Genomic DNA, 17940 nt, shown 5'->3' with positions numbered 1-17940 from the left:
GGGTCAGAAGCTGTACTTGGCGTTCAGGGCGATGTGGTCGCGATCGCTCTGGTTGTTGTACCGGGGGCTGCCCAGGTAGGCGTTGTAGACGGCCTCCAGGGAGAGGTTCCCGAGGTACTCCAGGGTGCCGCCCAGGGACAGCCGATTCCTGCCCTGGTTGTAGCTGCCCAGAGAGGAGTTGCCGTTCACCCCCTGGTTGAAGGACAGCGGAATGGTCAGGTCCCAGCCGGGCATGATCTCGATGTAGCGCGAACTGGCGCGCATGGTGTAACCCCAGGCAGAACGGTCGTTCCAGAGCTTGTCACTGGGGTTGCGCTGGGGCAGGTAGGCACTGTCGTTGCTCAAGACGCGGTTGTAGCCGACCTCGCCATTGAGGGTGAAATTGTCGGAAAAGGGCGTCTGGCCGAAGCCGTGGGTCATCGACAGCAGTACCTGGCCGGTCCTGCCGCGGGCAGTGTGGCGGGCGCCGCCGAGGTCGATCGCCAGGGGCAGGCGATCCTGGATGCTGATCTCGCCGTTGATGTTGGTGTCGACCACGACCGTGGCGAAGCTTGCGCCATACAGTTCGATGCCTTCGAAGTAGCGCGCCTGGTAGCTGCCGCGGCGGCTTAGGTTGTCCACCACCGGTGTCTTGCTGTGATAGCGCAGGCGGTAGAGGCCGAACTCGGTGTTGTTCAGGCTCTGGGCGACATAGCGCAGGGCCAGGCCGAACTGCCCGCTGTCGCGGGGTTCGTCATCTTTCAAGCGGACCAGTTGACCGGTGGAGTTGCTGTAGCCGCCCCTGTCGAGGAGGTCGGTGGTGGAAAAGTAGCTGCCGACCGCGTTGAGTCGGCTCTTCTTCCACTCGTACTGGTAGTAGAACTGCAGGTCGAGCGCGTCGGTGAGGCTGTAGGAGGCGAACAGCTGGCCGGTCGGCAGGGTACGCTCCTTGATCTCGACCCCGGGCACGTTGGATTTGCTGGCATCAAACGGGCTCATGGTCGAGGCAATGCCGTTGCCGTTGTAGACGCTCTCGCCCCAGTAGACCACCTGGCGCCCGAGGCGCAGGTTGAAGGGCCTGTCAGCGACCTGCCAACTGCCATACAGGTAGTTGTCGAGCATTTCCACGGCACCGCCGTGAGCGTCGCGGGTGGGCCTGGAAAACTGGTCGGGGCGCGAGCATTGCCCGGCGGCATAGCAGTTCGAGGTGCCGGTGTGGTTGTCATTGCGGCGATGGTAGACATTGTCGTAGTAGGCGCTGGCGCGCACGAACAGGCCGAAGTCACGGCGAAAGTTGAAGTCGGCGTCGCTGACCAGGCCCAGGCGATGGGTGATTAGGCTGCCCCGGTCGAAAGCGTTGTTGCCGTCGTTGCCGTTGGCATTGTTGCGCCCGCCAAGGGCATGGGCCGGCTTTGCCGTGCGCCAGGCCAGGCCATAGGAGACGACGTTGCTGTTCTGCACTTTGAGGTCGTCGCCGATTTCGAAGACCAGGGCGGCCAGCGGGGAACTGAACAGGAGCAAGGAACCGGGAACTGCGAGCAAGGTGGAGAAAGCGTAAGGCGTTGTTGTTTTTTTCATTGCTGCCTCTGAATGTCTGTTTTTGCGTCGAGGTACCGTAGGGTTGTGGAGGGGGGGAAGGGACTATCGGAAATGCAGCGGGGGCTGGACATCGTCTATTCGGACTAGTCGCTTTGTTGCGGGCGCCGCACGTTCAGGCCGCCGGAAGGGCTGAACGTGCGGGGTTCTGGAGGGAGGAGGGGACGGAGCAGGCGCTGCCCCCGGACGGGATCTTGAGCCTCAGGCCGTGCGTTCGCCGGTGCGCGGAAGGTCGCAGGCCATCACCCACATGCCGATCTGTTCCAGGTCGGTGCTGAACGGCACCTCGTCGACCTGCCGCAGGCCGGCGCTTTCATAGAAGCGCCGGGCGCCGCTATTGCTCTTGAGCACGTCCAGCCACAGGCAGGGCTCACCGGCAGCGCTGGCCCGTTGCAGCACATGCTCCAGCAACCGGCGGCCATAGCCCTTGCCGGCCTCGGACTTGAGCAGGTAGATCTTCTGCAGTTCGGCCCCGCGCCGGGCTCCATCGGGCAGTGGCCGGTTCCAGTTGAGCTTGGCAAAACCGATGGGCTGCTGCTGCGGATCCAGGGCCAGCAGCCACAGGTGCAGGTGCTTGTCGGCCAGGGACTGTTCCAGGGGGGCGGGGGCGAAGTCCTGGGCCAGGAACTGCTGCATGCCTTCGGTGCTCCAGATCGCGGCGAAGTGCTCGCGGTAGGTGGCGCAGCCAATGGCCTGGAGGGTGTCGATATCGCGGCTGTCGGCTTCACGGATGGTGATCATGCGTCATTCCTCGAGGGGCGGCTGGCCGGTGTCGCCGGGCTGGCGGCTGGCCCGCAATCCGGACGGGGCAGCTTACTCCGTTGCCCAAAGGGGCTCCAGCGCTCGGGCCGGGGCACGATGGCGGCGCGCCGTGGTCGTAGTTGCAGCCCCCTTTTTTCCGGCGTGCGGGATGTTTGGCGCAGCGTCGGGTTCTTCCGGAGATGCCATGAGCCAGGCCGTACTTGCCACCGAAACCAACCGCCGCCAATTGCAGCAGATCATCTCCGGCCTGTCCGACGGGGTGATCCTGATCGAGACCGACAAGCCCCGTACCCTGCTCTGGGCCAATGAAGCGGCCCTGGCCATGCACGGCGTCAGCACGGTCGAGCAGTTGGGCGGCAATCTGCGCGAATACGCCCGGCGCTATGCCTTGCGCTACCGCAACAACCATCCACTGGGCCTGGACAGCTACCCCATCAACCGGGTGGCTGCCGGAGAGACCTTCAGCGACGTGGTGGTGGAGGTCCAGGCCGAGATCGATGGCGAACCCCGGCACTGGGTGCACCGGGTGCGCAGCATGATCCTCGAGGACCGCAATGGCGCGCCGGAGTCCCTGGTGCTGATCCTCAGTGACGCCACCGACTGGGCCAGCGCCGAGCAGCGCTTCGAGAAGACCTTCAACGCCAACCCGGCGCCGGCGGTGATCTGCCGCCTGGGGGATTTGCGCTACATCAAGGTCAACCAGGGCTTCCTGGAGATGACCGGCTATGCCCGGGACCAGGTGATCGGCCGTTCGGTGTACGAGCTGGACGTGCTGGAAGACGCCGAGCACAAGGAACTGGCCGTCGAACGCCTGGGGCAGGGCGCGACCATCCCGCAGATGCAGGCCGAGCTGCGCCTGCCCGAGGGCGGCAGCAAGCTGGTGATCGTCGCCGGCCAGCCGCTGGACATCAACGACGAGGACTGCATGCTGTTTTCCTTCATGGACCTGGAGCCGCGGCGCAAGGCCGAGATCGCCCTGCGCCAGAGCGAGGAGCGTTTCGCCAAGTCGTTCCGCCTGACCCCGGTGCCGACCCTGGTGTGCAGCGCCGAGCAGCAGATCGTCGATGTCAACGAAGCCTTTCTCGACACCTGCGGCTACAGCAGCGAAGAGCTGCTGGGCAAGACCGTGCAGGACATCGGTTTTATCGCCGAGCCCCAGGCCGCCGAGCAGTTGTTCGGCCGCTTGGAGAAAAGCGGCAACGTCATGGGCCTGGACCTCAAGGTGCGCAAGAAGGGCGCCGAGCAGGTGGACTGCGTGGCCTACGCCGATACCGTGCTGATCCAGGACAGCCCCTGCTACCTGCTGGTGCTGATGGACATCAGCGAGCGCAAGCGCTCGGAGCTGGAGCTGGTGGGCGCCATCGAGGAGGTGATGCGTGATGCCTCCTGGTTCAGCCAGACCCTGATCGAAAAACTCGCCAATGTGCGCAACACCCGCAGCGCGCAAGCCCCGGCGGTAACCTCTGCCGAGCTCACCACCCGCGAGCGCGAGGTCCTGGGGCTGATCTACCAGGGGCTGGCGGACAAGGAAATTGCCGCGCAACTGCAGTTGGCCCCCAACACCGTGCGCAATCACGTGGCCACCCTGTACTCCAAGCTCGATGTGCACAGCCGTGGCGAGGCCATTGTCTGGGCCCGGGAGCGCGGGCTGTTTGCCGGCAGTGCCGGCTGACCCGGTGCAAATGCACCAGTGCAACCAGTGCAAATGCGCCTTTTGCCCAGGGGCGGGCCTTTCTATCCTGTGATTCTGCGCAGGGCTCTGTATCGGGCCTCTGCCATTCATGAACCGCAGTAGAAGGAGCGCCAGCATGGCTAGCGAACAGATCAAGGGCACAGTGGGCAAGGTGGCCGGCAAGGCCGAGGCCGTGGTGGGTGAGTGGCTGGATGATGAGCAACTGCAAGCCCGCGGCATGGCCCGGGAAGCCGCCGGGCAATTGCAGGAAAAGTACGGCCAGGCCCTGGACCAGGGCGCTCGCTGGGTACGGGACAAACCGCTGTTGAGCGTGGCCCTGCTGGCCGGCGTCGGCCTGTTGGCGGGCCTGCTGCTGCGGCGCCGCTGAAATGCCGGCGGCCATCACCCTGGCGCAGTTGCGCGCTTGTATCGAGCAGCGCCTGGCGCCCCTGGCCTGCAGCTTCAGCAACGCCGGTGACGGCACCCTGACCCTGCGGGTGTTCGAGCCGGCCAGCGGCCGGGTCGACCTGGTGGTGACCGGGCTCAGCGCCCGGGCGCTGCAGAGCGAGGCCGATGTGCAGAAGATCATCGACGAACTGCTCTATGAGCTGGGCAGCAACTCCCTGGGCCAGCTCGATCTGGCGCCCTGATCCCGGCCTTGCACCGGGGCCGGTCGATGGCGACAGCCCACGGCCTGAACTATAAGCAAAGGGTCGACGGTCGGGTTCCCGGCCGTCATCTCCAGCCTTTTGCAGGTGCCCGGGCATGCCTTCAACCCTGTTGCCGCGCCGTATTTTCCTGATCACCTCGCTTTTCTGGATGGGCCCATGAACGCCCGGGCCCAGGGCTTGCCCCGGCGCCTGGAAAACATCGTGCTGGTGGCGGATCTGGCGGGCACTGCGGTGTTTGCCGTGGAGGGTGCGATCAGCGCCATGCGCGCCCAACTGGACCTGCTGGGGGTGATGGTGATCGCCTTTATCGTCGCCCTTGGCGGAGGGGTGACCCGTGACCTGCTGATTGGCGCCACGCCGCCCAAGGCCGTGGCCGACTGGCGGTACCCGGCGCTGGCGCTGCTGATGGGCGGGCTGGCCTTCGTGGCACGGGACTGGGTGCTGGGGTGGTCCGGGCCGCTGCTGATTCTGCTGGACGCCGCGGGGCTGGGGCTGTTTGCCGTGGCGGGCACGCAGAAGGCGCAGAACTTCGGCATCTCGCCCTTTGTCTCGATGCTCATGGGCACGGTGACCGGGGTGGGGGGCGGGGTGATTCGCGACATTGTCCTGGCCCGCATTCCCCTGGTGCTGCAGGTCGACCTGTATGCCAGCTCGGCCTTTGTCGGCGCGGCCAGCCTGGTCATCGCCCGGCGCCTGGGCGTGCCGCCTTTATGGTCGGCCTGGCTGGCGGGTACCGTCTGTTTCGCCCTGCGCATGCTCTCGGTGCGCTACGGCTGGCAACTGCCCAAGGCCTTGTAGCCGCTGATGCAGGCTGTGAACGGCTTGGGCGGCATTGCGACGCAGAAGACACCGGGAGCGTGAGAGCGCGGAAGGTTTGGCGCAAGATCGTCAAGCAAGGCCCTGCGTACCGAACGCGGCCCGGCCTTTCGCAGCTTCGCAGGCTCAGCAGCGGCTACAGGATCACAGGGTCACAGGCACCGGATCACAGGGGTGTGGAGGCCGGAATCAATTGTCGGCAATCAGGCTCGGCCGGCAGTCCAGGCTCAGGCGCGCGCCGCCGCGTTCGCTGCTGCCCACCTCAAGCTTGAAACCGTGCAGGCTGACAATCGCCGCGACGATCGACAGGCCAAGGCCAAACCCGCCCTGGGCATTGTTTTCATCCACCCGGTAAAAGCGCCGGAACACCGCCGCCCGTTCCGCTGCGGGTATTCCGGGGCCTGAGTCGAGCACTTCCAGGCGCGGGCTGCCGTCGTCGTCGATCCCCCGCAGGATCACTTCGCCCCCCGGTGGGGTGAACTTGATGGAGTTGCTCAGCAGGTTGGCCAGGGCCTCGAACAACAGGGCGCGGTCACCGGTGAGGCTGGGCAGGCTCGCCGGTACATCCAGCACCAGGGTCAACTGGCCTTCCTCGGCCAGGGGCAGGTAGAAGTCATAGAGCTCGTGCAGCAGGGGCAGGGGGTCGAGCACCAGGAAGCCCGAGCGCCGCTGCTGGTCCTCCAGTTCGGAAATCCGCAGCAACCCGCGAAAGCGCGCCATCAGGGTGTCGGCCTCGGCCAGCAACTGGTCCATCTGCAGGGCCTGGGGCGAGCCTTCCTCGGCCTGTTGCTGCAGGCGATAGAGCTGGGCCCGCAGGCGGGTCAGCGGGGTGCGCAGGTCGTGGGCGATGTTGTCGCACACGCCCTTGACCTCATGCATCAGCCGTTCGATGCGTTCGAGCATGGCGTTGACGATGGCCGCCAGCATGTCCAGCTCGTCGCGCCGGTCCGACAGTGGCAGGCGCCGGGTCAGGTCGCCGGCGACTATGGCTTCGGCGCTGGCCTGGATCTGGCGGATGCGCCGCAACGGCCGGCGGCGCAGCAGGTGCCAGCCGGCGGCGCCGGGAATGATGGTCAGGGAAATGCCCCAGAGCAGGGCGTGGAGAATGATCCGGGTCACCGCGAACAGCGAGCCGTTGTCGCGCACCAGCACCAGCCAGCGGCCATCCCGGGTGTGGGTGGCCACGGCGTCGCAGCTGTCGCGGGGCAGGCTCGGGTCGTCGGAGTCGATGCAGTTCTTCAGTTCGTGGATCTTGCCGTCCAGGGGCAGGTCGTCGGGTATCTGCCGGATCGGCCCGCTCAGGGGCCGGCGCTGCTCATCGAACAGGCCGTAGGCGTCGATGGCGCGCATGTCGAAAGTCATGCTGGTGGTCAGGGCTTCCACCAGCTGGTCGCCCTCGAAGCGCGCGAACAGGTGCTGGCGCTGCATCAGCGAGTGCTTGGCCAGGCTGTCCAGGTAGGTGGAGACCTCGTAGTACAGCACCCCCATGAGGATGCAGCTCCAGGCCACGAACAGCGTGCTGTAGAGCGCCAGCAGGCGGCTGCTGGAGGAACGCCAGCCTTTAGAGGGGTTCAGCAATGACATAACCCGAGCCTCGCACGGTGCGGATCAACGGGGTCATGCCGGGCGGGTCGATCTTCTTGCGCAGGCGGCCGATGTGCACGTCGATCAGGTTGGTACCGGGGTCGAAGTGATAGCCCCAGACCTCCTCGAAGATCATCATCCGCGAGAGGATCTGGCCGGTGTTGCGCATGAGGAATTCCAGCAGCTTGTATTCGGTGGGCAACAGGCTCAGCAACTGGTCGGCGCGGGTTGCCTCGCGGCTGATCAGGTTCAGTTCCAGGTCCGCCACCCGCAGGCTGGTGTCGAAATCCTTGACCGTGTTCTTGCGCCGCAGCAGCACTTCGACCCGGGCCGCCATCTCGTCGGAGGCGAAGGGCTTGGTCAGGTAGTCGTCGCCCCCGGCCCGCAGGCCGCGCACCCGTTCATCGACGTCGGAGAGGGCGCTGATCATCAGGATCGGTGTCGACACACCGATGGTGCGCAGGGTGGTGACGATGGCCAGGCCGTCCAGTTCCGGCAACATGCGGTCCAGGGTGATCAGGTCGTAGTCGCCGCTCACGGCGCGCACCAGGCCCTCGCGGCCATTGTCCACCCAATCCACGTCGAGGCCGTGGCTGCTCAGTTCGGCGACGATTTCCCGGGCGGTCACGGCGTCGTCTTCGATGGTCAGAATGCGGGTCATAGGCGTTACCTGTTTGGCGGTTCGTGACACAAGCGGGCATTTTGCCAAGAAACGGCGGCCGCAATTCTAAAAAAACTTTCATCTGCGCCTCCAGGCCTCTGTCCAGACCTTGAACAAGCCCCTGCCAGAGGCCGCGCTGCCTGATATTATCGCGCCACTTTTATGGCCAGGAGGCACATCCATGACGGGCCTGCCCCGGGTTGGCTGGAAGCCAATGTCCTTTCTCTGCCTGATGGTGCTGTGCAGCAGCGCGGTGCTGGCGGCCAACCAGCCCTGTTCCGGGCGCAAGGGCGGCATCGCCCGTTGCGACGGCGAGCTGTTCCTGTGCAACGACGGCTCCATCAGCGCGTCGAAAAAGAACTGCGCCCTGATGTCCGGCCAACGCTCCACTACCCCGCGGGCCGAGCCCCTGCTGCGCGACGCCCAGGGATGCAGCTGTGGCAGCGGCAGTTTCTGCACCGGGCCCCGGGGCGGGGTGTACTGCCTGACCCCCAGTGGCAACAAGAGCTACAAGCGGCATTGAAAACCCGATTGACCTTCTGTGTATCAAGGTGTTGTGCAATGAACTACGCATCACGTTTCAAAGGACTGCTGTGGCTGCTGCTGGCCAGCCTGCTGTTGAGCCTCGCCGTGGATCTGGCGCTGCACCTGCCGGGTTACCTGGAGGCCTATGCTGCCGACCCTCGCTATGCGCGCTGGATGCTGGCGTATCGCGGCCTGGACGTCCTGGTCATCGCCCTGATGGCGGTGGCCGTGCCGGCAATCATGCGGCTGCTGGATTTTCGTCGTTCGGCCTGGCTGGCATTGCCGCTCTTTACCTTGTGGGGGCAGGGTATCGGGCAATTGGCCCTGGTGGGCAACCTGCTGCTGGCCCTGTGGGTCCTGGTACTGGTGGTGCACCTGTGCTGGACCCGCGGCCGGGAGCTCTACCGGAGCCGGCAGGCCTGAGCACCGGGCGGGCCGTGCAGAACGCCCGCCCGAAAACTCCCGGGCCGGTAAATTGCACGATCCGGGATTGTCTGCTTATCGCAAGTCATTGAAATAAAAGAGCTTATAAAGTTCGTGCAACTGGCACGGTGGCTGCACTTGTCCCTTCGAGACGTGTAACACCATTTTTCATGCCTGGAGCTGAACAACAATGAACAGACCCTCTGAACACCTGCTGGCCACCGCAGATGCCTCGAGTCATCACTCGGGCGTGTCCTGGGCGGCGATCTTCGCCGGCGCCGCGGCGGCCGCCGCTCTTTCGCTGATCCTCCTGTTGCTGGGCTTCGGCCTGGGCTTTTCCGCGGTTTCGCCCTGGGCCGGCAGCGGCATCAGCGCCAAGGGGCTGGGCATTTCCAGCATTGTCTGGCTGGCCGTGACGCAGATCATCGCTGCCGGCCTGGGCGGTTACATCGCCGGGCGCCTGCGGGTGAAGTGGGCCAACCTGCATGGCGATGAAGTGTATTTCCGCGACACCGCCCATGGCTTCCTGGCCTGGGCCGTGGCCACCCTGGTCACCGCGACTTTGGTGGTGGGGTCGGTCAGCAGCGTCATCAGCGGCGGCGTGCATGCCGGCGCCCAGGTGGCTTCCGGCGCCGCCGGTGCCATGACCCAGGTGGCCGGCCATGCTGCCGCCCAGGGTTCCCAGGATGACTACGGCTACTTCGTCGACAGCCTGTTCCGCGACGATCGCCCGGCGGCGGTCAGCGATGACGCGGCCCGTGGCACGGTATCGCGGATTTTCGTGCGCACCCTGAGCAACGACGGCCAGTTGGCCCCTGAGGACCGCAGCTACCTGGCGCAACTGGTGGCCCAGCGTACCAACCTCAGCCAGGCCGATGCCGAGCGTCGGGTCGATGAAGTCTTCGCCAAGACCCGTCAGGCCGTGGAAGAAGCCAAGCAGGCCGCCAAGGAAGCTGCCGACACCGCAGCCAAGGTGGCTGCCTGGTCGTCGCTGTGGATGTTTATCGCGCTGTTGTGCGGGGCCTTCTTCGCCAGCCTCGCGGCGACCTTTGGCGGTCGTCGTCGGGACGCCGTGGTCTGGCTTGAAAGCGATGTCCAGCCGCGCACCGTAGCCCCCACCCCCGTTCACTGATCCAGGAGATTTCCCATGCGCTCATTACTCTTGTGGTTCCTCGGTGTGCCGATCCCGGTGATTATCCTGATCGCCCTGTTCATGCACTGATTCAAGCTATAAAGCCCGGCCCGGACGGGCCCGGGCCTTCCCGAACGCCGCTGCCGGCCATTGCCGCCAGCGGCGTTTTTGTGCGCGGTATCGCAGTTTTGCAAGGGCTGGCCACCGCCCCGTGCGAGGCAGCCGTTTGCTTGGCCCAGATCAATATCCGTGTCCGACAAACCGACTAGATTGGCCCGCGCTCGGTTCTGACAAACAGCTTGGGACCGGGACGTTGCCCGGTCCCGACCGCAGCAGCATGGACGGCGGGACGCCGGCAACCCCATTCATTTTTCACGGATGAACCCACAATGCGTCAGATAGACCGCAACTTCGATATTCAGCCGCTGCAGCATGCGGACATGACCATCAGCCTCAATGGCCAGCCAGTCACTGCCGCCCTGGGTGAAACCGTCCTCAGCGTGATCCAGGCCACCGGCCTGCGCCAGGTGGCGCGCAACGATCACGGGCAACTGGTCGGCGCCTACTGCGGCATGGGCGTGTGCCATTGCTGCCTGGTGCAGATCGACGGCCGGCACAAGCGCCGAGCCTGCCAGACCCTGGTCAAGCCGGGGATGCAGGTGCAGACCCTGAGCAACCGCATCACTGAAACGGAGCCCACGTTATGAGCCTGAACCCGGTGATCGTCGGCGGTGGGCCGGCGGGCATGGCGGCCGCCATCGAACTGGCCGAGCACGGCGTGCGCAGCACCCTGATCGAAGAGGCCTCGCGCCTGGGGGGCGTGGTCTACCGCGGGCCGTTGCGCGACGGCGTGCAGCTGGATTACCTGGGGCCGCGCTACTGCGAAATGCTGGCCAAGCTGCACGGCGATTTCGCCGACCACGAACAGATGATCGACGTGCGCCTCAACAGCCGGGTAGTGGGCGCCGAGGGCACCCAGAGCCTGGTGCTGCTCGATGGCGAAGAGCAGGTGCAGCAGGTCAGCTACGAGCAGTTGATACTGGCCGCCGGCTGCCATGAGCGCAGTGTGCCGTTCCCCGGCTGGACCCTGCCCGGGGTCAAGCTGCTGGGTGGCCTGCAATTGCAGATCAAGAGCGGGGTGGTCAAGCCCCAGAGCCCGGTGGTGATCGCCGGTACCGGCCCCTTGCTGCCCCTGGTGGCGTGCCAGCTGCATGCTTCCGGCGTGCGCGTGGCGGGGGTCTACGAGGCTTGTGCCCTGGGCAAGATCGCCAAGCAGAGCCTGGCCATGCTCAACAAGCCGCAACTGTTTCTCGACGGCCTGAGCATGCTCGCCTACCTCAAGCTGCACGGCATTGCCCTGCGCTATGGCTGGGGCGTGGTCGAAGCCCAGGGCCAGGACGCCCTGAGCGTGGTCACCGTGGCGCCGTACTCCAGCGACTGGCAGCCGGACATGGCCAAGGCCCAGCGCATTGCTGCCCAGACCCTGGCGGTGGGCTACGGCTTCATCCCGCGCACCCAGTTGAGCCAGCAGATGGGCCTGGAACACAACTTCAGCGACGACGGCTACCTGCGCGCCAGCGCCAACGCCTGGCAGCAGAGCAGCGAGCCCCACGTGCACCTGGCCGGCGACATGGGCGGCATCCGCGGCGGCGAGGCGGCCATGCTCAGCGGGCGTATCGCCGCGCTGTCGATCCTCATGCAGCGTGGCGTACTGAGCAACGAAGCGGCCCTGCAACGGCGCCAGGGTTACGAGCGCAAGCTGGCCTCGATCCTGCGTTTTCGTGGTGCGGTGGACCGCTATACCGCGCGTGGCGCCGGGCAGGTAGAGCTGCCCAAGGGCGACACCGTGATCTGCCGTTGCGAACACACCACCCGCAACGACATCGAGCGTGCCCTGAGCCAGGGCGTGCAGGACATGGCCAGCCTGAAAATGCGCACCCGGGTGAGCATGGGCGACTGCCAGGGGCGGATGTGCGTGGGCTATTGCAGCGACCGCCTGCGCCAGGCCACCGGGCGCAAGGACGTGGGCTGGATCCGCCCGCGCTTCCCCCTGGACCCGATTCCGTTTTCCGCGTTCCCGCCGTCTGACCAGGAGGTCTCCCAGCATGATTAAGCATTACGACGTGGTCATTGCCGGTGGCGGCGTGATCGGCGCTTCCTGCGCCTACCAGTTGTCCAAGCGCAAGGACCTGAAGGTGGCGCTGATCGACGCCAAGCGCCCGGGCAACGCCAGCCGCGCTTCGGCCGGCGGCCTGTGGGCCATCGGCGAGTCGGTGGGGCTGGGCTGCGGGGTGATCTTCTTTCGCATGATGTCGGCCAACCGCAAGCGCGAGGCCCAGGGTTCGGCGGTGGTGGTGGATTCCAGCACTCCGCACATCCTGCCGCAGTCGTTCTTCGACTTCGCCCTGCAGTCCAACGAGTTGTACCCACGCCTGCACCGCGAGCTGATGGGCCTGCACAACATGGATTTCAAGTTCGAGCAGACCGGGCTCAAGTTCGTCATCTATGACGAGGAAGACCGGCTGTACGCCGAGCACATCGTCGGTTGCATCCCGCACCTGAGCGACCAGGTGCGCTGGCTCGACCAGGCGGCCCTGCGCGCCTCGGAACCCAATGTCAGCCATGAAGCCCAGGGCGCCCTGGAGTTCCTCTGCGACCACCAGGTCAACCCGTTCCGCCTCACCGACGCCTACACCGAAGGCGCACGCCAGAATGGCGTGGATGTGTACTTCAACACCAACGTCACCGGGGTCCTGCACCAGGGCAATCGGGTCAGCGGGGTGAAAACCGACGTTGCCGGATTGTTCCGCTGCACGACCCTGATCAACGCTGCCGGCGCCTGGGCCGCCGAGCTGAGCCTGCAGGCCACCGGCATCGAGATTCCGGTGAAGCCGGTGAAGGGCCAGATCCTTCTCACCGAGCGCATGCCCAAGCTGCTCAACGGCTGCCTCACCACCAGCGACTGCTACATGGCGCAGAAGGACAACGGCGAGATCCTGATCGGCAGTACCACCGAGGACAAGGGCTTCGACGTCACCACCACCTACCCGGAGATCAACGGCCTGGTGCAGGGCGCAGTGCGCTGCGTACCGGAGCTGGCCCATGTCAACCTCAAGCGCTGCTGGGCGGGGTTGCGCCCGGGTTCGCCGGATGAGCTGCCGATCCTCGGGCCGATGGATGGGGTCGAAGGCTACCTCAATGCCTGTGGGCACTTCCGCACCGGCATCCTGACCTCGGCCATCACCGGCGTGTTGCTGGACAAACTGGTGAACGAAGAAGCCCTGCCGCTGGACATCACCCCCTTCCTGGCCCGGCGCTTCGCCACTGCCCCCGTGAAGAAACAGCCCGAACCGGCCTGACCGCTGCTGTAGGAGCTGGCTTGCCAGCGAAGGCGTCTTCGAAGGCGCTGCAAGGCTTGCAGGCCTCTTCGCCGGCAAGCCGGCTCCTACGGGGAGGGTGTGGCTCAGGTGGCGGGGGTGGCGAGGAACACCGGCAATTGTTCGGCGTACTCGGCAAAGCCGCGTACTGCCGGGAATTGTCCGGGGTTGAACTGGTCCGCCACCATCATCTGGCTGAAACTCCAGGCCACCGCCAAGCTGATGCCGGCCTGGCCCAGGGAACCGTCCCGGGGCAGGGGCTGTTTCTGCAACTCCTGCTCCAGCTCGCCATAGGCGGCCTGCAACTGGCCGCCAACCCGCTCCAGCCAGGGGCCGTGCTGTTTCTCCGCAGGGCGCAGGTTGCGCTCGTAAACGATCTGTACCGACTTCTCGCAGGCCGCCAGGGCCAGGCCGACCAGCCGCAGCTCACGCAGGCGCTGGGGCAGGGCGGTGGGCATCAGGCTGCGTTGCGGGCCGGCCAGGGTTTCCAGGTAGTCGATGATCAGGCTCGAATCCATCAGCACTTCACCGCCCTCGCAGACCAGGGTCGGGGCCTTGACCACGGGGTTGATCGCCTTGAACTGCTCGAAGGTGCTGAACACCGAAAGCGAGTGATGCTCGAAGGGCAGGCCCAGGCTCTTGAGGCTGATGGCGACGCGGCGCACGTAGGGTGAATCGAGCATTCCAATAAGCTTCATCACGTATTTCCTTGTCTTGAACGGCACAACGGATGGGAAAGGCGCGGTCAATTTAGCGGTATTGAAGCAACCTTGCACAGTGCAAACCTGTAGCCGCTGCCGCAGGCTGCGAAGAAGACGCGGGAGGCTTGAGGGCGCCCGAGGTTCGGCAGGAGGCCGCCAAGCAAGGCCCCGCGTACCGAACGCGGCCCGGCCTTTCGCAGCTTTGTAGGCTCAGCAGCGGCTACAGGGGTGCAGGAAGGCGTTCTGAGCCGGCGCCTACCGCCGCCGTGGCCGCAGGCACCACCAGGCCAGCCCCAGGGCCAGGCTGAACAGGCCGGTCAGGGCCTGCAGCGAGCCCGCCGGGCTGTCCGCCAGCAGGCTGGCCAACAGCCCGCAGCCGGCGGTCATGGCCATCTGGATAAAGAAGAACAGCCCCGAGGCGGTGCCGGCCACCGCCGCATAGGGCTGCAGAATCGCCAGCTGGCAGGCGGGAATCGCCAGGCCCACCGAGAGCATCAGCGCCAGCATCGGCAGCACGATGGCCCACAGGCTGTCGGGCCACAGGCTGCGGGTGAGCAGCAACAGGCCGGCGCCGGCCAGGTTCAACAGGCAGGCCGCGGTGATCAGGCGGTCGGCACTGTGGCGTACCCCCAGGCGCTGGAACAGACGCGACCCCATCAGGTAGCCGGCCACGGTGGCGGCGAACACCAGGGCGTAGGCCGTGGGCGACAGCCCCAGCTGGCGCTGCAACAGGGCCGGCGATTGCACAATGAACGGGAAGTAGGTGCAGTACAGGCAGCCGATGGCCAGGGAATAGCGCATGAAGTAGGCCTCGCCCAGCAGGCGCAGGTACAGGCGCGGCAGGCTTTTCACGGCCACTGGCGCGAGCTGCGGCGGGCGGGTTTCGGCCAGCCGCTTGAACATCAGCAGCCAGGCCGTCGCGGCCACCAGGCTCAGGCACAGGAACAGGCCACGCCAGCCCAGCAACTGGTCGATCAGGCTGCCCAGGGGCGGTGCCAGCATTGGCGACAGGGCAATGCCCATGGACAACAGCCCCAGCAGCCGCGGCTGCTCCTCGGGCGGGCAGCGGTCGCGGACCATGACCCGGCCCACCAGGGTGCCGCAGCAACCGCCCAGGGCCTGCAGCAGGCGGGCGGCCATCAGTACTTCGACACTGGCGGCCAGCATGCAGGCCAGGCTGGCCGCGAGAAACAGCGCTGTGCCCGTCAGCAGTACCGGGCGCCGGCCATAGCGGTCGCACAGCGGGCCACCCAGCAGCATCGACAGGGCATAGCCGAGCATGTACAGGCTCAGGGTCAGTTGCAGCTGGGCGTCGCTGGCCCCCAGTTGGTCGGCCATGGCCGGCAGCGCCGGCAGGTACAGGTCGATGCTGATCCGCGGCAGGCAGACCACCACCAGCAGCAACAGGGTCCAGAGCCAGGGGGCGAGGGGGCGTTCAACAGTGATGGAGCGGGTGGTGATGGGGCTGGCGGGCGGCATGGCAGGCTCGGGGCAGAGGGCGATGGCGCTGAAATTAAGGGGTTTGTGGTTTAATGCCGAGCACCATTTAGACCGCTTTTGACTGGACCACTATGAGCCGTGGAAAACACCCCGTGCCCCTCGACCTGCCGCTGCCCCAGCACTGCGATGAAGCCCCGGGCAAACAGGACAGCGCCTACAGTGCCCTGCGCCAGGCGATCCTGGAAAAACGCCTGCCGGCCGGCTGCCGCTTGCCCTCGACCCGCACCCTGGCCCAGCGCTGGGGCCTGTCCCGGGGCACCCTGGAAGTGGTCTTCGACCGCTTGCGCAGCGAAGGTTATGTGAGCCGGGCCAGCGGTTCGGGGACCCGGGTCTGCGCGGTGGTGCCGGACCTGTACCTGAGCGCCCCGGCACGGGCGGCGGCACCCATCGTCAGCGAGAGCGAGCCGCCGTACCCGCCGCTCAGCGTGCGGGCCGGCCAGCCCTTTGTCGCCCGGCTGGCCGACCCGGCGCTGTTTCCCCTGCAACGCTGGACCCGCTCCCTGACCCGGGCACTGGGCAATGCCTCGGCGCAGTCGCTGTGGGACGCCGACCCTGGCGGCCTGCCGGCCCTGCGCCAGCAGATCGCCCAGTACCTGGGGCAGCACCGGGGCATCGCCTGCGAGCCGCAGCAGGTGATGATCACCACCGGCATCCGCCATGGCCTCGACCTGCTGGCCCGCAGCCTGCTGCAAGCGGGCGACAAGGTGTGCCTCGAAGACCCCGGCTACCTGTCGGCCCGGAGCCTGTTCGCCCTGGCCGGAGCGCGGCTGGTGCCGATTCCGGTGGAGGAGGACGGGATCGATGTACAGCAGCTGCAACACCATCAGGATGCCCGCATGGTCTATGTCACCCCGGCCCATCAGGCGCCCCTGGGCATGACCATGCCGGTGTCCCGGCGCCTGGCCCTGCTGGAGTGGGCCCGGCACAGCGAGGCCTGGGTGGTGGAGGACGACTACGACAGCGAATTCAACTACCAGAGCGCGCCCCTGGCGGCCCTCAAGTCCCTGGACCGGGACGACCGCGTCATCTACTGCGGCAGCTTCAACAAGACCCTGTTCGCCGGCCTGCGGGTGGGCTTCATGCTGCTGCCCGAGCGCCTGCGCCCGCGGTTGCTGGCCACCTTGCAGGACACCGGGCGCTCGGTGGGGGTGATCGAGCAACTGGCCCTGGCCGACTACATCGCCAGCGGCGCCTTCCTGCGCAATCTGCGGGCGGCGCGCCAGGCCTATCAGGAACGCCGCGACCTGCTGCTGGCGATCCTCGCCAGTGAAGCACCGGGCTGCTACAGCATCAGCGGCCAGCAGGCCGGGCTGCACCTGCTGCTGACGTTGCCGCCGGGCAGCGATGAGGCGCGCTTTCGCCAGCGCGCGGCCCAGCAGGGCCTGCTGTTGCAGGGCCTGGCCGAGCACTGCCAGCAGGTGCGCCGGCCGGCGGCGGTGATCGTCGGCTACGCGGCCCTGAGCCTGGCGCAGATCCGCTTCAGCGGCTCGCGGCTTGCGGCGCTGCTGGTGGCCGAGGCAGGGCCTGTAGAGGGCCGCTGACTGTCATCTGGCTGTCATGTGGCTCAGGCACCCTCGGCGCCCCGGCCTCTGGCCTTTGTGGATTACAGGGACGTCATGATCATTGTCACCGCCGGCGCGGCCTATTTGGATATCGACGCCTACGCCGGCTGCATTGCCTATGCCGAATGGCTCAACCTCAGCGGCCGCCCGGCCCGGGCCCTGAGCAGCGCGCCGCTCAACGAGAGCATCCCGGGCACTTTCCGCCAGCGTCTCAAGGGGCTGGACGCCCATGTTCCGCAAGGGACCGAGCAGTTCGTGCTGGTGGACATTTCCAACCACCTGCACCTGGACCCGCTGGTGGACCTGGACCGGGTGGTGGAGGTCATCGACCATCACCCGGGTTTCGAGGCCTTCTGGAACGAGCGCCTGGGCCAGCACGCGGATATCCGCCAGATCGGTGCCGCCTGTACCCAGGTCTACCAGCGCTGGCGCGACTCCGGGTTGCTGCCCAGGATCAGCCGCGACAGCGCGCAACTGCTGGCGGCGGGCATTCTCGACAACACCCTGAACTTCACCGACCAGGGGTGCACCGCGGCGGACCGCCAGGCCTACGCCGACCTGGCCGCGCTGGCCGGCCTGGGCCCCGACTGGCCCGAAGACTATTTCAAGCAGTGCCAGCAGCAGATCGAAGCGCAACTGCCCGAGGCCCTGCTCAAGGACCTGAAAGTGTTCGAAGCGTCCAGCAACCTGCCGCGGCGTTTCGCCCAACTGACCCTGTGGCATGCCCAGGGCCTGCTGGTGCGCCAGCGCAGCCTGATCGAGCAGGTGCTGGGGCAGTGGGGCGATGACTGGCTGCTGAACCTGATCAGCCTCGGCGAAGGCACGAGCTACCTGCTGACCGGCAGCCCGGGCAGTGCCCGCAAGCTGGAACGGCTGCTAGAGTGCAGCACCCTGGACGGCGTGCATTGCCCGGGCCGGCCGATCCTGCGCAAGGAACTGCTGCGCAAGGGCCTGGCGCTCCAGGCAACGTCCTGACCCC

18 protein-coding genes are annotated in these 17940 nt (G+C 66.5%); 12 read left to right on the top strand and 6 right to left on the bottom strand.

The genetic code is table 11. The features are described 5' to 3' along the window. Positions 1 to 3 precede the first annotated feature (3 nt). Together M2395_RS08110 and M2395_RS08105 are read right to left on the bottom strand one after the other, a co-directional pair. On the bottom strand, positions 4 to 1557 hold the full coding sequence (locus M2395_RS08110) for a DUF1302 domain-containing protein (protein WP_077933951.1): 1554 nt from the start codon (positions 1555 to 1557) through the stop codon (positions 4 to 6). 219 nt (positions 1558 to 1776) lie between these two features. Continuing rightward, on the bottom strand, positions 1777 to 2316 hold the full coding sequence (locus M2395_RS08105) for a GNAT family N-acetyltransferase (protein WP_077933952.1): 540 nt from the start codon (positions 2314 to 2316) through the stop codon (positions 1777 to 1779). A 205-nt stretch (positions 2317 to 2521) separates the two neighbouring features. Here M2395_RS08105 and M2395_RS08100 point away from each other — a divergent pair, with 205 nt between their 5' ends. The 4 genes from M2395_RS08100 (at position 2522) to M2395_RS08085 (ending at position 5478) form a co-directional block, all read left to right on the top strand. Further along, the gene (locus tag M2395_RS08100) at positions 2522 to 4009 is read left to right on the top strand and encodes a PAS domain S-box protein (protein WP_041117729.1); all 1488 of its coding nucleotides are present in this window, start codon (positions 2522 to 2524) and stop codon (positions 4007 to 4009) included. A gap of 136 nt (positions 4010 to 4145) precedes the next feature. After that, positions 4146 to 4397: a CsbD family protein gene (locus M2395_RS08095; protein WP_011060865.1), complete on the top strand. Its 252-nt coding sequence runs from the start codon at positions 4146 to 4148 to the stop codon at positions 4395 to 4397. Position 4398: 1 nt separating this feature from the next. Beyond that, a complete protein-coding gene (locus M2395_RS08090) occupies positions 4399 to 4659 on the top strand; it encodes a DUF1652 domain-containing protein (protein ID WP_015635301.1) in 261 nt (86 codons plus the stop codon). Positions 4660 to 4836: 177 nt separating this feature from the next. Beyond that, positions 4837 to 5478, top strand: coding sequence for a trimeric intracellular cation channel family protein (locus M2395_RS08085; RefSeq protein WP_015635302.1), 642 nt, complete (start codon positions 4837 to 4839; stop codon positions 5476 to 5478). 207 nt (positions 5479 to 5685) lie between these two features. Here M2395_RS08085 and M2395_RS08080 read toward each other — a convergent pair whose 3' ends face one another. Together M2395_RS08080 and M2395_RS08075 are read right to left on the bottom strand one after the other, a co-directional pair. Continuing rightward, positions 5686 to 7080, bottom strand: a complete 1395-nt coding sequence (locus M2395_RS08080) for a HAMP domain-containing sensor histidine kinase (RefSeq protein ID WP_011060868.1) — start codon at positions 7078 to 7080, stop codon at positions 5686 to 5688. Beyond that, positions 7058 to 7741: a response regulator transcription factor gene (locus tag M2395_RS08075; protein ID WP_011060869.1), complete on the bottom strand. Its 684-nt coding sequence runs from the start codon at positions 7739 to 7741 to the stop codon at positions 7058 to 7060. The genes M2395_RS08080 and M2395_RS08075 overlap by 23 nt, the downstream gene beginning before the upstream one ends. A 181-nt stretch (positions 7742 to 7922) precedes the next feature. Here M2395_RS08075 and M2395_RS08070 point away from each other — a divergent pair, with 181 nt between their 5' ends. The 6 genes from M2395_RS08070 (at position 7923) to hcnC (ending at position 13180) form a co-directional block, all read left to right on the top strand. Beyond that, the gene (locus M2395_RS08070) at positions 7923 to 8264 is read left to right on the top strand and encodes a hypothetical protein (protein WP_041117735.1); all 342 of its coding nucleotides are present in this window, start codon (positions 7923 to 7925) and stop codon (positions 8262 to 8264) included. A 38-nt stretch (positions 8265 to 8302) separates the two neighbouring features. Beyond that, positions 8303 to 8689: a hypothetical protein gene (locus M2395_RS08065; protein WP_123430934.1), complete on the top strand. Its 387-nt coding sequence runs from the start codon at positions 8303 to 8305 to the stop codon at positions 8687 to 8689. Between the two features lie 190 nt (positions 8690 to 8879). Continuing rightward, a complete protein-coding gene (locus M2395_RS08060) occupies positions 8880 to 9821 on the top strand; it encodes a membrane protein (RefSeq protein ID WP_011060872.1) in 942 nt (313 codons plus the stop codon). Between the two features lie 389 nt (positions 9822 to 10210). Then, positions 10211 to 10528, top strand: a complete 318-nt coding sequence (gene hcnA, locus M2395_RS08055; protein WP_011060873.1) for a cyanide-forming glycine dehydrogenase subunit HcnA — start codon at positions 10211 to 10213, stop codon at positions 10526 to 10528. Further along, positions 10525 to 11934, top strand: coding sequence for a cyanide-forming glycine dehydrogenase subunit HcnB (gene hcnB / locus M2395_RS08050; RefSeq protein ID WP_011060874.1), 1410 nt, complete (start codon positions 10525 to 10527; stop codon positions 11932 to 11934). The genes hcnA and hcnB overlap by 4 nt, the downstream gene beginning before the upstream one ends. Continuing rightward, positions 11927 to 13180, top strand: a complete 1254-nt coding sequence (gene hcnC / locus M2395_RS08045; RefSeq protein ID WP_015635308.1) for a cyanide-forming glycine dehydrogenase subunit HcnC — start codon at positions 11927 to 11929, stop codon at positions 13178 to 13180. Before hcnB ends, hcnC begins: the two co-directional genes overlap by 8 nt. A 104-nt stretch (positions 13181 to 13284) precedes the next feature. Here hcnC and M2395_RS08040 read toward each other — a convergent pair whose 3' ends face one another. Together M2395_RS08040 and M2395_RS08035 are read right to left on the bottom strand one after the other, a co-directional pair. Next, a complete protein-coding gene (locus M2395_RS08040; RefSeq protein ID WP_011060876.1) occupies positions 13285 to 13896 on the bottom strand; it encodes a glutathione S-transferase in 612 nt (203 codons plus the stop codon). Positions 13897 to 14154: 258 nt separating this feature from the next. Beyond that, positions 14155 to 15378, bottom strand: coding sequence for a multidrug effflux MFS transporter (locus M2395_RS08035; RefSeq protein WP_123430933.1), 1224 nt, complete (start codon positions 15376 to 15378; stop codon positions 14155 to 14157). A gap of 92 nt (positions 15379 to 15470) precedes the next feature. On the opposite strand from M2395_RS08035, the gene M2395_RS08030 reads away from it, so the two are divergent. Both M2395_RS08030 and M2395_RS08025 read left to right on the top strand, forming a co-directional pair. Further along, the gene (locus M2395_RS08030) at positions 15471 to 16940 is read left to right on the top strand and encodes a PLP-dependent aminotransferase family protein (RefSeq protein ID WP_011060878.1); all 1470 of its coding nucleotides are present in this window, start codon (positions 15471 to 15473) and stop codon (positions 16938 to 16940) included. Positions 16941 to 17015: 75 nt separating this feature from the next. Further along, on the top strand, positions 17016 to 17936 hold the full coding sequence (locus M2395_RS08025; RefSeq protein ID WP_053157951.1) for a DHH family phosphoesterase: 921 nt from the start codon (positions 17016 to 17018) through the stop codon (positions 17934 to 17936). Positions 17937 to 17940: the final 4 nt, after the last annotated feature.

Origin of the sequence: Pseudomonas sp. BIGb0176 (genome assembly GCF_024810175.1) — a bacterium.
Classification (GTDB): domain Bacteria; phylum Pseudomonadota; class Gammaproteobacteria; order Pseudomonadales; family Pseudomonadaceae; genus Aquipseudomonas; species Aquipseudomonas protegens.
The sequence above is the reverse complement of the archived record's forward strand: the minus strand, read 5'-3'. Positions and strand labels throughout refer to the sequence as shown.